This window comes from Pseudomonas sp. SJZ077 (assembly GCF_007993905.1).
Taxonomy (GTDB): Bacteria; Pseudomonadota; Gammaproteobacteria; order Pseudomonadales; family Pseudomonadaceae; genus Aquipseudomonas; species Aquipseudomonas mandelii.
The window spans coordinates 82,196-96,929 of the sequence record NZ_VIUJ01000015.1 but is presented as its reverse complement, the minus strand read 5'-3'; the positions used below and the strand labels follow the sequence as shown (position 1 = coordinate 96,929).

The 14,734-nt window shown below is 60.4% G+C and carries 15 protein-coding genes; 8 read left to right on the top strand and 7 right to left on the bottom strand.

The window, feature by feature from the left end; genetic code table 11:
* Positions 1-114 precede the first annotated feature (114 nt).
* A complete protein-coding gene (locus FBY01_RS21540; protein WP_145309416.1) occupies positions 115-861 on the top strand; it encodes an SDR family oxidoreductase in 747 nt (248 codons plus the stop codon).
* 39 nt (positions 862-900) lie between these two features.
* On the opposite strand, the gene FBY01_RS21535 is transcribed toward FBY01_RS21540, so the two are convergent.
* The 5 genes from FBY01_RS21535 to FBY01_RS21515 form a co-directional block, all read right to left on the bottom strand.
* Entirely contained in the window at positions 901-1,392 is a 492-nt protein-coding gene (locus tag FBY01_RS21535; protein WP_077749870.1) for a DUF2269 domain-containing protein, read from the bottom strand.
* A gap of 2 nt (positions 1,393-1,394) precedes the next feature.
* Positions 1,395-2,522 carry a saccharopine dehydrogenase NADP-binding domain-containing protein gene (locus tag FBY01_RS21530; RefSeq protein WP_145309418.1) on the bottom strand — a complete coding sequence of 376 codons (1,128 nt, stop codon included), beginning with the start codon at positions 2,520-2,522 and terminating at the stop codon, positions 1,395-1,397.
* Between the two features lie 269 nt (positions 2,523-2,791).
* The gene (locus FBY01_RS21525) at positions 2,792-3,439 is read right to left on the bottom strand and encodes a hypothetical protein (RefSeq protein ID WP_145309420.1); all 648 of its coding nucleotides are present in this window, start codon (positions 3,437-3,439) and stop codon (positions 2,792-2,794) included.
* A 563-nt stretch (positions 3,440-4,002) separates the two neighbouring features.
* Positions 4,003-5,346, bottom strand: a complete 1,344-nt coding sequence (locus tag FBY01_RS21520) for a HAMP domain-containing sensor histidine kinase (RefSeq protein ID WP_145309422.1) — start codon at positions 5,344-5,346, stop codon at positions 4,003-4,005.
* On the bottom strand, positions 5,343-6,002 hold the full coding sequence (locus FBY01_RS21515; protein WP_145309425.1) for a response regulator transcription factor: 660 nt from the start codon (positions 6,000-6,002) through the stop codon (positions 5,343-5,345). Before FBY01_RS21515 ends, FBY01_RS21520 begins: the two co-directional genes overlap by 4 nt.
* A gap of 132 nt (positions 6,003-6,134) precedes the next feature.
* On the opposite strand from FBY01_RS21515, the gene FBY01_RS21510 reads away from it, so the two are divergent.
* The 6 genes from FBY01_RS21510 (at position 6,135) to FBY01_RS21485 (ending at position 11,776) form a co-directional block, all read left to right on the top strand.
* On the top strand, positions 6,135-6,458 hold the full coding sequence (locus FBY01_RS21510; protein WP_010459356.1) for a PepSY domain-containing protein: 324 nt from the start codon (positions 6,135-6,137) through the stop codon (positions 6,456-6,458).
* 92 nt (positions 6,459-6,550) lie between these two features.
* Complete coding sequence (locus FBY01_RS21505) at positions 6,551-7,021, top strand: DUF2271 domain-containing protein (RefSeq protein ID WP_010459354.1); 471 nt, start codon at positions 6,551-6,553, stop codon at positions 7,019-7,021.
* Between the two features lie 25 nt (positions 7,022-7,046).
* Positions 7,047-9,227: a PepSY domain-containing protein gene (locus FBY01_RS21500; protein ID WP_145309427.1), complete on the top strand. Its 2,181-nt coding sequence runs from the start codon at positions 7,047-7,049 to the stop codon at positions 9,225-9,227.
* Entirely contained in the window at positions 9,211-10,188 is a 978-nt protein-coding gene (locus tag FBY01_RS21495) for an FAD:protein FMN transferase (RefSeq protein ID WP_256664456.1), read from the top strand. Before FBY01_RS21500 ends, FBY01_RS21495 begins: the two co-directional genes overlap by 17 nt.
* Positions 10,189-10,219: 31 nt before the next feature.
* The gene (locus tag FBY01_RS21490) at positions 10,220-10,921 is read left to right on the top strand and encodes a VIT family protein (RefSeq protein WP_010459348.1); all 702 of its coding nucleotides are present in this window, start codon (positions 10,220-10,222) and stop codon (positions 10,919-10,921) included.
* A gap of 207 nt (positions 10,922-11,128) precedes the next feature.
* On the top strand, positions 11,129-11,776 hold the full coding sequence (locus tag FBY01_RS21485; RefSeq protein WP_145309429.1) for a BON domain-containing protein: 648 nt from the start codon (positions 11,129-11,131) through the stop codon (positions 11,774-11,776).
* Between the two features lie 72 nt (positions 11,777-11,848).
* On the opposite strand, the gene FBY01_RS21480 is transcribed toward FBY01_RS21485, so the two are convergent.
* Positions 11,849-12,508 (bottom strand): c-type cytochrome, encoded by a 660-nt coding sequence (locus FBY01_RS21480; protein ID WP_145309431.1) that lies wholly within the window; start codon positions 12,506-12,508, stop codon positions 11,849-11,851.
* A gap of 337 nt (positions 12,509-12,845) precedes the next feature.
* Between FBY01_RS21480 and FBY01_RS21475 the strand changes: the two genes are divergently transcribed.
* Positions 12,846-14,210: an erythromycin esterase family protein gene (locus tag FBY01_RS21475; protein WP_083377027.1), complete on the top strand. Its 1,365-nt coding sequence runs from the start codon at positions 12,846-12,848 to the stop codon at positions 14,208-14,210.
* Positions 14,211-14,258: 48 nt separating this feature from the next.
* Here the strand turns inward: FBY01_RS21475 and FBY01_RS21470 are convergent, their stop codons facing one another.
* The gene (locus FBY01_RS21470; protein WP_102593865.1) at positions 14,259-14,711 is read right to left on the bottom strand and encodes a hypothetical protein; all 453 of its coding nucleotides are present in this window, start codon (positions 14,709-14,711) and stop codon (positions 14,259-14,261) included.
* Positions 14,712-14,734: the final 23 nt, after the last annotated feature.

Sequence of the window (14,734 nt, the reverse complement as noted above, 5' to 3'; positions counted from 1 at the left end):
TCCACCAGGCATTGAGACTTCCGACCTCCTGTCGGCAACGTGCACCAGAGCCCGATACGGCCACCTGCACAGGTGTTTAATGATTCAAGCACTCACCGCTTCGGGAGACAGGACATGAAAATCGTCGTCATCGGTGGCACCGGGCTGATCGGCAGCAAGCTCTGCCAGAACCTGCAGGATCTGGGGCACGAAGCCTTGGCGGCGTCGCCAAGCAACGGCGTCAATGTCATCAGCGGCGAGGGGCTGACGCAGGCGTTGAAAGGTGCGGATGTGGTGGTCGACGTGTCGAACTCGCCTTCGTTCGAGGACCACGCGGCGTTGCACTTCTTCGAAACCGCCGGGCACAACCTGATCGCGGCGGAGAAAATCGACGGCGTCAAACACCATGTTGTGCTGTCGGTGGTCGGCACCGAACGGATGCTCGACAGCGGTTACTTCCGGGCGAAAATGGCCCAGGAAAAACTCATCAAGAAGTCGGGCATTCCCTACACCATTGTGCGGGCCACGCAGTTCTTCGAATTTATCCATGCCATTGCTCACTCCGGGCGCGAGGAAGGCGACACCATTCACTTGACGTCCGCCGCGCTGCAACCGGTAGCCTCGGCCGATGTGGCGGCGGCACTGACGGACATCGCGTTGAAAGCACCGATCAATCAGACCGTCGAAGTGGCCGGCCCTGAAAACCGCCCCCTCATCGAGTTCGCGAGCGACTATTTGAAGCACACCCTGGACCCACGCCAGACCGTCGCGGACGACACGGTCCCTTACTTCGGTGCGCCGATCAATGACCAGTCGCTGACACCAGGTGCCAATCCCATTGTCGGCGCGACCCGGTTTCAGGAGTGGCTTGAGACCCACTAGGCGACAAAGCCAGGTCAAATATGAGGCGTGGCCGTTGCGCTAGGCCACCGCCTCGATCAACTGCATCGGCGTCATCTTCGTGACCATCATCATCACGATCACAAACATCCCCGCAAAACCCATCACGCCCATCCAGAACCACTTCTGGTAGACCGACCGGAATTGCGCGTCGAGCCCCTCGCCCGTCTCCACCGCGCTCAACGCCATCCCGTGCAGCCGCTTCTGCAGCACCAACACCGGCAGCCACAATGACCCCACGCACAGGAAAATGATCAACGAGGTCAGAATCCATTCAGTGCTCATGGGCAGCCCGGACACTTTCATCAGCAGGTAACCGGAGACGATCTGAATGAAGCCTGCCGGGGTGGTAATCCAGGTGTCGAAGCGCACCACCATTCTGGCGACGTGCGCGATCACTTGCGGGTTGGCTGTGCGACTGGCCGCGATCAGATAGAGGTAGGAGCCCATGCCGAACCCGAACAGGAAAATCGCGGCAATGACGTGCAGGTACTTCAGGCACAGATAGAGCATGCTCAGCCCTGCTCGTCAGAAAAGCGCACGGACAGCTGCAGATTGGCGGGGTCGTTGATCGCGGCCATGTACTCGTCGACGCTGATCTCGCCCACGCAGGGACGGGCGCCGGGTGCCGGCACGTAACCCGCGACCCGTTTTGCTACCAGGGCGACAGCCGCGCAGCTCGGGATTTCAGGGCCCTTGTCATTGTGCGCCGTCAATTGCACGGTCATGGACAGCGGTTGCCCGTCAACGCCCTGCCCTTCGACGTCGATGTACATCGCACTCAAGCCATCACCGAATCGCTCAAACCACGTCCCCCAACGATGCAACCTTGCCGCCCACGCCGCGGAGTCTCGCACCAGCCCGATTCTCAAAGCCTCGGCGAGCACGTAGTTGACCACGCCACCGAGTTTCAGGCCCGAACCTGCCTTGAAACTCAAGGTATGGGCGCCGTAACGGGCCGCGAAGATATCCATGTCCGGCACATCGACATTGGACAGGACACGAGTCCCCAATTGCGGCATCTTGCGCAGGGTCAAATCCTGCCAGCCCGACACTTCGTGCACCTGGCCGTTCTTGAGCTGCTTGATTGGTTTGCCCGCATAGGCCAGCACCCCTTCGACGGTCGAGAGGCCGGGCATCTTGGCCGAGGAAGAAATGCCATGCGCGATCGAGTCGATGCGTTTGAAGCGATATCGATAGTGGTCGATGAGCGCCGACGACAGCGTCGGCACCGAACTGCACCCACTGAGAACGGCCACGCCGGCCTGTTTTGCGCTCGCGTCGAGCACATCAATGCCATTGACGAAGGTGCGGCAGTCAGCCAGATCGCAGTAGTTCACGCCCGCGTCGATGCAGCTTTGCGCGACGGCATAGGATTGCCCCTGAAACGGGCCGCCGGTGTGCACGACCCACTGGATGCCCATCGCGCTCAGCGTGGAGCCGAACGCACTGCTCATGGCATCACCGCACCAACTTTCACAGACACGACCGGACTGGGTTTTCAGTTCATTGACCTGGCGCTGCAACTTGTGTGAGTTACGACCGGAGACCACCAGCTCTACGTCTGGCATCGCAACTAAATGCCTGCAAACGATGCTGCCGAAATTTCCGTAGCCACCGACCACCATCACCCTGAGTGTCATTCAACGCTTTCCTTAACCATTGGATCATGTAGCCAACCCGCCCGGGACCGGGCGCGGCAAAGCTTTACTGATATCGAACGGACAGGCAAGCCGCGAAGCACCGCTAGCCATAAGCGAGCATCCATTACCGTGCCCGCTTACAGTTACGCGCCAAGATGGCGGCAAAAAAAAAGCGACCTTCTCAGTGCAGGCCTATATTGCCTTGCACTAAGAAAGTCGCCACTGCCAGGCTTTAAAACAAGCCCGCCAGACTTACGCGCTGAACGGGCCTAGCACTGGCTCGCAACGGTCCGCGCAGAGAAAACGGCGTAGTCCTGTTGTTTGACTCGCTGAGTCAACACCAGCATGGTCAGGAAACCCAACGCGATCAGCACCGGATACGCCATCAACAGTTCGGAAAGCGAGTATTTCCAGGCCAACGGGCGACCGACGCCCAGCATGGCCGCGTACATCCACGACACCGCCGACAGCGAGCCGCAAAACAGCGCCAGCATCCGTGCGCTGAATCCGAGATCGAGCAAGGAGCCGGCCTTTTGCAAAGCGGGCAATACCAGGCGATGCAACAACATGCCGTTGTAGGTCAGCAACATGACAATAATGACTTTGGCTTGAAGTTTTGGGTTCATGAAGTAGTTCATACCTTTATCCAGGTAATCAACTCCCATGACAGCGATACCGGTTACCCACAACGCGATTAACGCAACCACCACCGACTTCTGCAGACTTTCCATGTGAGCATGATCATGCCCAGTGGACGTTTTCCGTTTCAATAAATCTTTAACCATTGCAATATCACTGGTCAACACCAGACCAATAGCCACGCAACACGACAATAAATGAACGTAAATAACGCCCAGCCGCAAAAATTCCATACATTCTTTGTTTTCCAACAGGCTCATAATTGTATTTATCGCCACGGTAAGTTCCCCACCTTATTCGATAGTACAGATCGGTTCTTCAACAGGGCATTTCGCTCTTCAAACCCTGTGCGATCTTACTTTTTATAAGATATGCCAAATCGTCGACCTGACACTGCTTAGCCCATTGAATTACCTAGAAATTCAATGACCGGCTAGTTATTACCTCCTGAATTTCAGATAAAAAAATCCCCATTTGCATTCACTGCACATGAGGTTGTTTTTCCACTTCTTTTCTCGCGACAGCAATAGCAAGTCATGGTGACATGCTGAAAGATCAGAGGGCGCAGAGGCTAGAATGTTCATTTTTTGAGCAGACTGCCGACAAACGGTTACTTCAGTCAAAGCAACTCATCCCGACGGTAAGTCGGCAACTTCCCGGAAAGCCGCATGATAACTGGCCCGCGTAAATTAGATGGGCGCCAGATACTTCCATTGGATCCATTAGTTGTTGCATTACTTACGATAAGTGCCTGAGAGACCCGCGCTCATTTACTGTCCTCACCGCTGAAACAGTCGGACTTTTTAACGCAAGCGGATTTACGACAATGACCCGGCCGTTATCAGTCTCCGATCACCGTCGCGAGCGGTAACCAGACGCACACTTCAAAACCTTCTTGTCGACCGGTTGCAGGAGAGACCAATTTCATACTCGCGTTGACCCCTTGGACAATGGTTTTGGCGATCGCCAGCCCTAATCCAGAACCGCTTATTTCACTGTGACCTCGCACAAAACGCTCGGTCAGGTGCTGCAACACCGATGCCGGCACCGCCGGGCCGCCATTGACTACCCGAAGTTGGGCCTGTTCGGTGAGGCTGACTTCGATCGGTTGATCGGTGGCGCCGTACTTCAGCGCGTTCTCGATCAGGTTGCGCAACAAGATGCCAAAGGCATCCGGGTCGATGTTCGAGTACACGCTGGCCTGCCCTGGCAAATGCAATTCAATGCGCTGGCCGCTGCGCTGGTTCCACTCATCAACGCCGTGGGCCAGCAACGGAATCAGGTCCTGAGGCGTTTCGGACAACAGCCCCCCGCCCTCGGCCTTGGCCAATTGCATGAGCTTTTCCGAAAGCCGCGCCAGCTCACGCAAGGCGTTTTCGATCTTCGCCGCCCGCACCCGCAACGGCCCTTCGGGCGCCTCGTGGTGTAAACGCTGGATCTGCGCCAGGGTCGCGGCCAGTGGCGTGCGCAGTTCATGGGCGCTGTTGGCGGTAAAACTGCGCTCGGCCTCCAGGGCCTTGCGCAAGCGCTCCAGCAGGTGGTTGACCGCCTCGGCCAACGGATCGATTTCTGCGGGCAGGCGGGCCACCTTGATCGGCGACAGATCCCCCACCCCACGCGCCTCGACCGCCCGACGATACGCCAACACACTGCGCAGGCTGATCCGCACGAACAACCAGGTGCCCAACAGGCTGATGGGAATCAGCGCCAACAGCGGCAACAACAAGGCAAACAAAGCCTCCCGCGCGGCTTCACGGCGATGACCCAGCGGCTCGGCGATCTCAATGAACAGCGTCTCGCGTAACGCACTGGCACCATACAAGCGGTACTTTTCAGAGGTGGAAAATCCCTCGGTCGGCCGCTTACTGAAGATCTTCGGGTTGGCGTCGTGGGACTGCATCAGGATCTTGCCGCTGGCATCGCGCACCAGGTATGTCAGGTATTCGTTGTGCATTTTCAACGTCGCAACGTGCTGCGCTTCACGGGGTTCCTCCCGGTTGCTGATTTCCAGCACGGCCAGCGGCAAGATCCGTTGCGCGGTCTCTTCCAGCGCACTGTCGAACGCCTCGTTCAACTCATGTTGCACCACCAGCCAGGCGCCGACCGTCGCGCCCAGCCACAGTAAGGTCATGCCCAGGGTCAGCCCCAGGCCGAGGCGTTTTTGCAGGCTCGAAGAAGACTTCATGCGGACGCCAACCGGTAGCCCATGCCGCGCACGGTTTCAATCAGATCGCGCCCCAGTTTTTTACGCAGACGGCTGATGTACACCTCGATGGTATTGCTCTCGATTTCGGCACCGAAGGCATACAGCCGCTCTTCGAGCTGCGACTTGGACAACAACGCGCTGGGGCGCTGCACGAACGCTTCGAACAGCGCCCATTCCCGGGCCGTCAGGTCCACGGTGGTGCCGGCACGCTGCACGGTGCGGGCGCTCATGTCGACCTGCACATCACCAAGTCTGATCTGCGGATTGGGGTTGCCGCTGTAACGGCGGGCCACCGCCGCCACACGGGCCGAGAGTTCAAACAGGTCGAACGGTTTGACCAGGTAATCGTCGGCCCCGGCATTGAGGCCGGCGATGCGATCGGAAATCTGATCCTGGGCCGTCAGGATAATCACCGGGGTCACGTCCCCCGCCGAGCGCTGCTGACGCAAGAAATCCAGCCCGCGACCGTCCGGCAGCATCAAGTCCAGCAGGATCAGGTCGTAAGGCGTGGTGCGCACGCTGTTGCGCGCATGGTCCAGGCGCTGCACCCAATCGACGGCGTGACCGTCATCGGCGATCTGTTCGCGCACCGCTTCCCCCAGCCCTGGGGCGTCCTCGACCAATAAAACCCGCATCTGGCACCTCCTGTGGTGGTTGTCGTGCCGCACCTTAATCGCCTTACCTGACGTGAATCTGAAGATTCAGCTGGTTGTCAGGAATGCACCTTAGGGTATGCCACAGACGCCGACCTCGGCAGGAGACAGATCATGAAATCAGGTTTTATTGCCCATGCCGCGCTGTTGAGTCTGCTGCTTAGCGGTTTCGCCATGGCCGACGACGACTGCAGCGACCCGGTGAGCGACTGGCAACCCCGCGAGACTTTGCGACAGCAGGTCGAGCGGCAATACGGCTGGAGCGTGCAACGCATCAAGGTCGACGACGGTTGTTACGAACTCAAGGGGTTGGACCGCAAGGGCAACGCCATCGAAGCCAGCTACTCACCGGCCTCGCTGCGCCTGCGCACGCTCGAGATCCATTTCCGCGACGACGGCGATGCCAGGGATTATCTCGGCAGCCCGCTCACCGAATGACGCCTCACCCGTCGATGAGTTTTTCCTGCGATTCAGGTTGCTGTCAGCAAGCAGGTCCAGGCTCTCGACCTAACGATCACAAGGACACCCTCATGAAAAAGATCATCGCAGCCACCTGTCTCGCCGGCGCCATTGCCCTGCCGGGGTTGGCCCAGGCCCGGGAAGTAACCCTGACCACCCAGCTCAAGGACTACAGCGGCAATGATGCCTACCTGGCGATCTACGTGACCGACGCCAACGGCCAATACCAGAAAACCCTGTGGGTGGCCGGCAAGAAGGCCAAGTACTACAAACACCTGGGCGACTGGGCCCGTGGCAGCGGGATGAACCCGAGCGAGTTCGACGGCGTCAGCGGTGCCAGTGTCGGCAGTGGGCGCACGCTCAAAGTCAGCGTCGAACTGGCAGACACCCTGATCGATGCCGGGTATCAGATCCGCATCGACAGTGCCGTCGAGGACAAACGTGACGCGCGCGCCGATGTCAGCGTGCCCCTGACGTCCAAGGGCGCAGGCCAGCCGGCGACCGGCAGCACCTATGTCGAGTCCTTTACTTACGATTTGTAGCACCTGCCCTTTCTGGAGGCTGAACATGCTTCGCCAGTCCCATTCCCTGTCCGGCCTGATCGCCGCCCTGTTGGTCATGCTGTTGGCCATCAGCGGCGCGATCCTGTCGGTCGACCCGGCGCTGGAACGCTTGCACAGCACCCCCACCGCCGCCGGGCAACTCACCGTCGGCCAACTGGCCGGGCGTGTGGCCAATCACTTCCCGGGCGTGGAGCAGATCCAGCGCACAGCGTCCGGGACGGTCATCGTCTACTACAACCAGAACGGTCAGGCCGGGGCTGAAACGGTCGACCCACTGACTGGCGAAGGCCTCGCGCCTTATGCGCCCTCCGCGTTCACGCGTTGGGTGAAAGAGCTGCACCGCTCGATGTTCCTTGGCACACCGGGCCATGGGGTGTCGGGTGTCGGCGCGTTGTTCATGCTGATGCTGTCAGTGTCCGGCGCGCTGTTGCTGGCCCGACGCCTGGGTGGCTGGCGCAACCTGCTGCGGCCACTGCGCGGCACGTTCAACCAGCGCTGGCATGCTGAAGTCGGGCGAATGGCCTTGCTCGGGCTGCTGCTGTCGGCCTTGAGCGGGCTGTATATGTCCGCCACCACTTTCGGTTTTTTCGCCGACGGCAGTCAGAATGAACCCGCCTTCCCCGCCCACGTCAGTGCCGGGCCGGCCTTGCCGGTGGCGAGCCTGCAAGCCTTGCAGGCCACCGACCTGAATGACCTGCGCGAGCTGGTCTACCCCAGTCCTGGCAACCCGAAGGACGTGTTTTCCCTGCGCACGGCCCAGGGCGACGGCTACGTGGATCAGGCCAGCGGCGCCTTGTTGTCCTACCAGGCCCACGACTCGATGCACAACCTCTACGAATTGATCTATCAGCTGCACACCGGTGAAGGCCTGTGGTGGCTGGGCCTGCCGCTTGGGCTCTGCGCCCTCTGTGTGCCGTTGATGAGCGTCACCGGCCTCCTGTTGTGGTGGCGCCGGCGCAAGGCGAGCCCGAACATCCGCCACAACAGCCCTGCCCACTCTGCCGACAGCGTGATTCTGGTGGGCAGTGAAAACAACAGCACCTGGGGCTTTGCCAAGACCTTGCATGACGCCTTGCACCTGGCCGGACACCGAGTGCATAGCGCGGCGATGAATCAATACGTCAACGACTACCGCAGCGCCCAACGCGTGATCATCCTCACCGCGACCCACGGTGACGGCGACGCGCCAGCCTCGGCTTCGCAGTTCATGGCGCGGCTGGCCAAAACCGGCCTCAAGCCCGGCCTGCCCTTTGCCGTGCTGGGCTTTGGTGACCGCCAGTTTGCGCAGTTCTGTCAGTTCGCCCATCAGGTTCAGGACGCGATGTTGCAAGCCGGTGGCTCGCCGTTACTGGGGCTGGAAACCGTCAACCGCCAATCCTCTCAGGAATTTGCACGTTGGGGCCACGCGCTGGGCGACGTGCTCAAACATGACCTGACACTGGTCCATGCCCCGCAGCGGCCACAGACCCGTCCATTGCTGCTGACTGAGCGCATCGTCTATGGCGAACAGGTGAACGCACCGACCCACGTCTTGCGCTTCAAGGCACCCGGTGCGCTGCCGGACTTCCTGGCCGGTGACCTGGTCGGGATTGTGCCTCCGGGCAGTCCCATCCCCCGTTTCTACTCGCTGGCCAGCGGTTCGCAGGACGGCGTGCTGGAAATCTGCGTGCGCAAACACAAAGGTGGCGTGTGCTCGGAATTCCTTCATGGCCTGGACATCGGAGCATCGATCGAAGCGTTTATCCAGCCCAACCCGCAATTCCGCCCGGCGTCGGGCACGCACCCGGTGATCCTGATCGGTGCCGGTACCGGTATCGGTCCATTGGCCGGTTTTATCCGCAACAACACGGCCCACCACCCGATGCACTTGTATTGGGGCGGGCGCAACCCGGCCTCCGACTTCCTCTACGAGCCGCAACTCAAGCAGTACCTGGCCGACCGGCGCCTGACGGCATTGCGCGCCGCCTTCTCTCAGGTTCAAGACCGCTGCTACGTGCAAGACCGGCTGATCGGCGATGCCCAGGCCCTGCGTCGACTGATTGAAAAAGGCGCCCAGGTGCTGGTGTGTGGCAGTCGCGAAATGGCCAAAGGCGTGATGCACGCCCTCGATGAGGTGTTGGCACCTCTCAACCTGACGGTGCTGACCCTCAAGGCACAAGGACGCTACCGTGAAGACGTCTACTGAGTTGCAGCGCTACAGCCTGAACGGCGAAACCATGGGCAGCCGCTACACCGCCCTGTTCTATGCCGGGGCCGGAATCGATACCGACGAAGTGGGTCGTCACTTGGCGTGCGCGGTGGCCCGGGTGGACCAGCAAATGTCCACCTGGAAACCCGACTCGGACCTCAACCGCCTCAATGCCGCCCCCGAGCAGCAATGGATTTCGGTGCCCCAGGAACTGGCAACGGTGCTGTCAGCGGCACTGCGTGTCAGTCAGCAATCCGGCGGCGCCTTCGACATTGCCGTCGGTGATCTGGTGAATGCCTGGGGGTTCGGCCCCGCAGAACCGACCGTTACAGAACAGGCGCTCGCGACGATGCCGCCGCGCACCCGGCTGTCAGCCAGCGCCGCGTTGGTGGTCGACCCGTTACGCAATCAGGTGCGCAAACGCGCGCCGCTGCACCTTGATTTGAATGGCATCGCCAAGGGGTTTGGCGTCGATGAGTTGGCCCGTTGCCTGGATGGTTTTGGCATCACCCGCTACCTGGTCGGCATCGATGGCGAGATGCGCGCCCGGGGCGTCAAACCCGACGGCCAGTGCTGGACCGTGGCGGTGGAAAAGCCTGACCGGGGCGTGCGTGAAGTCATGGGTGTGATGGAACTTGGCGACGCCGCGATCGCGACCTCCGGGGACTACCGACAGTGGGTCGACGTGGCCGGTCAAGCCTATGCTCATACCATGAACCCGGCTACCGGCGCGCCGCTGTGCAACCCGCTCGCCGCCGTCACTGTGGTGGCGGCTTCGTGCATGCTCGCCGATGCCTGGGCCACGGCGCTGATGGTGCTGGGTGAAACCGAAGGGCCACGTCTGGCACAGGAACGCGGGATGGACGCGCTGTTTGTGCTGCGCGACGGGCAACAATTCAAGGAAATATCCATTGTCGGCGGCCAGTTGCAGGCGCAGATTGAAACCCGCCCGATGTGAACCGCCCAATGACAGTGAGTCGCGCTCAACCATGAAATTCATGCACAGACACACCGAATCCCACCGCAGTGATCGTATCGGCTGGCTGCGCGCCGCCGTCCTGGGGGCCAACGACGGCATTGTCTCCACCGCCAGCCTGCTGATCGGCGTTGCCGCCGCCAACGCCAGCCACGCCACGTTGCTGGTCACGGGCATGGCGGGACTGATGGCCGGCGCCATGTCCATGGCGGCAGGCGAGTACATCTCCGTACACTCCCAGGCGGATACCGAGCGTGCCGATTTGTCCCGCGAACGGGCCGAGCTGGCCAGTGACCCGAAAGCCGAACACATCGAGCTCGCCAACATCTACATGCACCGTGGCGTATCACCCGAACTGGCGCATCAGGTGGCCGATCAATTGATGGCCCATGATGCGTTGGGTTCGCACGCCCGGGACGAACTGGGTATCAGCGCCACCCTTACCGCCAAACCCTTGCAGGCCGCCCTGGCCTCCGCTGCCAGCTTTGTGGTGGGTGCCGCCCTGCCCCTGGCGGTGACGTTTGTCGCACCGGAGCACAGCGTGGTGCCCTGGATATCGGGCATGTCATTGGTGTTTCTCGGGACGCTGGGCGCCATTGCCGCCAGGGCCGGCGGCGCCAAGGTCATCACCGGGGCCTGGCGGGTGACCTTTTGGGGCGCGTTGGCCATGGCGGTTACGGCACTGGTGGGGCACTTGTTTGGCGCTGTGGTCTAGCGCGCGTCCCTCCCGCAAAAACAAAGGGCGTCCCTTGATGAAAAGGACGCCCCGACACCATCGCTCGTCAGATTGGCATTCTGACACCACGGGCCTGTTGCCCCATTGTTGATATAGCTCAATGACGCTTCCTCGTTCAGGCGTAGAAAAGACTGACCGGGCATTCACGGTCCGTCCTGTCTCACGCCCTTCACAGAGGACTTCATCATGAACGACTTGAGTCTGCGTAATGCCATTCTGGATGAACTGGAATTCCAGCCTGAAATCAATGCTGCGAACATTGGCGTGGCCGTGGAAGATGGTGTGGTGACCCTCACCGGTCACGTTTCCACCTATGCCCAGAAAATCGACGCAGAGCGCGCGGTCAAAAACCTCAAAGGGGTACGCGCCGTCGCCGAAGAAATTCAGATCCGCCCCGAGAAAGGCGCCGGCACGGCAGATGACACCATCGCCAGTCGCGCGTTGAAAATTATTAATTGGAGTTCCGACGTGCCCGAAGGCGACATCAAAGTCGTCGTGCAACATGGGTGGGTCACCCTGGAAGGTCAAGTGGACTGGCAATACCAGAAAGAAACCGCGGAACGGGCCGTGCGCAAATTGTCCGGCGTGCTGGGCATCGACAATCAGCTAGCCCTTCGTCCCCGGGTCGACGCCGGTAATATCCAGCGCAGCATCGAAGCGGCACTCAAGCGCAATGCCGAAGTAGAAGCCGAGGGGATACACGTCAAGGTCCAGGGCGATGTGGTGATACTCGAAGGCCGGGTCCATTTATGGCGCCAGCGTCAGGTTGCAGAACGGGCGGCCTGGTCAGTACCCGGTGTAAAAGAGGTGATCGATCACATACTGCTCGCCTGAGTCACGGCACCGGGGAGTGTGCGATCTCCCCGGGCTGCAGCCGTGAGGCTCATCACTGAGACTCAAAGATCATTATGGTTTGGCGCCGAGTGTCACCATGTAACGAGCGACAGATTCGGTGTCCGCCTCAGACAGTGAATGATTCGACGCCTTCATCGAGTCGTCACGGGGACGCTGCTCCGTCTGTTGCAGCACCTTGATCTGGCGAATCGCATACTCCGCATGTTGACCTGCCACCCGGGGAATCCGACCATTGCCTTCCCCGCCAGCACCGTGACACGAACTGCACCGAGCGACGCCGGACTCGGGAATGCCGTTGCCAAAGATGGATTCACCCCGGGCATCGGCGCTGTCGGCATCCGCCTTCATTGGACTTTGACGTGAAAAATAATCGGCCAGTTCGGTGATCTGGGTCTCGGTCAAATGGTCAAACCCGCGCATGTATTGAGCCCCGGATGTATCGCTGCGCAGATGCCGCTTGAAGTCGACCAGTTGCAGCTTCAGGTACTCTTTTTGCTGCCCGGCCAGCTTGGGAAACAGCGGTGAGGCGGACTCCCCCGTCAAGCCATGACACAAGGAGCAGATCTGATCCACCATGGCGACACCGGACATGGCTGACGCGTCTTGCGAGGTCTGCTCGTTGCTACTCGTGCAGCCCATCAACGTCACGATGCACATGGCAAGTAAACGATGTGATTGGCGGGGAGTACGCTTCTTGTCACAGGCTTCCATGGTCTCACCCTCGATTCGACGATCAATACACGCCCGTCACACCTTGAGGCTGTCGGAGTGACCCTCTGAATTGAGCTTAGCCAGAGGCCGCCCGTTACAGGTCAATGACAACGAACCGTTCAGCCTGATTCGAACTAAAGGCCATCGCTTCGCCTTATATCCCGTGTGCCGGGAACGCTGTCTCAAACACCATCGCTCAAGGCATTGCCCCCTTTGTTGATCAAACTCAATCATTTGTCTGAATCGAGGTGTTGGAATACCCACCAGACGATAAAGCATCTGATGGAAGACGCACGCCAGGCCTGTGGCAGTGACCTGACTCAAGGGGATAACCGTCATGAACACCCCCTCCCACGACTCGCCGGACAGGGATGGCTCTCCTCGACACATCGACGTGGCCACCATCGCACCGCTCCTGCGTCAATACGCAGAACCCCTGCCGACGCGGGACTCATCGACCTTTGGTGAAATGTTCGATCGCTACGCCGATGCCCGTGTCGTCATGATCGGTGAGGCCAGCCATGGCACCCGCGACTTCTATGAAACCCGGGCAGCGATCACCCAAAGGCTGATTGAACACCACGGGTTCAACATTGTGGCGGTGGAAGCCGACTGGCCGGACGCCGGCCATGTCGACCATTACGTCCGGGGCCTGGCCCGTTCGGCGTGGAAGCGTCACATTTTCAGCCGTTTTCCGACCTGGATGTGGCGCAATGCCGAGGTGAGGTCATTCGTCCACTGGCTGCATCAATTCAATCACTCACTCGCCCCTGAACGTCGTGTCGAATTCCGGGGCCTCGACATTTACAGCTTGCGCAACTCCATTCATGAAGTGCTGCGCTACCTGGACCAGGTCGACCCGCAGTTGGCCCACGAAGCGCGGCGGCGTTATGGCTGCCTGACGCCGTGGCAGGATGATCCGGCGCTGTACGGTCACTTCGTCGAACGCGGCGGCCTGATGCCCTGCGAACAGCCGGTGGTCGAGCAACTCAACGCCATGCTGGCCAAACAACTGGCCGGGCTCGTCCGGGATGATGAAGGGTTCTTCAATGCGGCGCAAAACGCCCGGGTGGTGCAGGCAGCGGAGCAATACTACCGCGCGATTTATCGAGGCTCGACGGCCTCGTGGAATCTGCGCGACCGGCATATGTTCGACACCCTGCAGCGCCTGCTTGAGCACCGGGGGCCCCACGCCAAGGCCGTGGTCTGGGCGCACAACTCCCATATCGGCAATGCGGCCGCCACCGAAATGGGCTGGAAGGGCCAGTTCAATATCGGTCATCTATGCCGCAGTGCCTATGGTCGCGAGGTCGTGCTGATTGGCATGAGCACCGACCGGGGCCAGGTGGCGGCGGCCGATGACTGGGACGGCGACCTGCTCATCAAGGACATCAGGCCCTCGCACCCGGACAGCTGGGAGCATCAGTTTTTCAAAGCCGGCATTCCAGCGTCGTTGACCGACTGGCGAGACCCGCGCCGCAAAGAACTGCGTCGCGTCCTGAGCAAGCCATTGCTGGAACGGGCCATCGGCGTGATTTATCGTCCTGAAACCGAGCGTCGCAGCCATTACTTCGAGGCGGCGCTGGCCGACCAGTTTGACGCAATGATCTGGATCGAACAGACCCGCCCCGTGACCGCACTGGCGCTGCCGAAAGGCCAGGCGATCGAACCGGAGGACGAGACCTTTCCGTTTGGTTTGTGAGGCGCAACAAGGTCGATGAAAGCGGTGCCCCTGCGAGGTGCCCCTTTTTCAAAGACTCAGGCGCTTGGCCAATTCAACACTGGGCACCCACAGCGCGTTGATGCAACTGTCCTCGTCCTTTTCCGTCACCGGCTCAAGAGCCAACGGATCAAGCAGGCGCCAGTTGACCATCGCCATCCGCGCAATGCCGTTTTTGTCGAGGAGCGAATTCGCCAGACATTCACACAATGACCGAGGCAGGGCTCTTGTGAGGGAATCGATGTCGGCATTCTCAAGCTCGATCTCAAAACGCGCTGTGCACCTGTCTGCCAAGTCTTGCGCCGCCTGGGAGGCGAAATGAGACACCGTAAAGTATCCCGCCGTCAGCCCCATCAGGATCGCCACCAGGAAGGTTGCCTCACGTTTCCAGGAACGGGGACCCGGCCAGCGCAACTGCCCCAGTGCCGTCCCTCTGCCTTGGGTCACGTGAACCCCGCTGCTGACGAGTTTGTTGTCTGTCATGACCGTATCTCTCGCCCATGTTT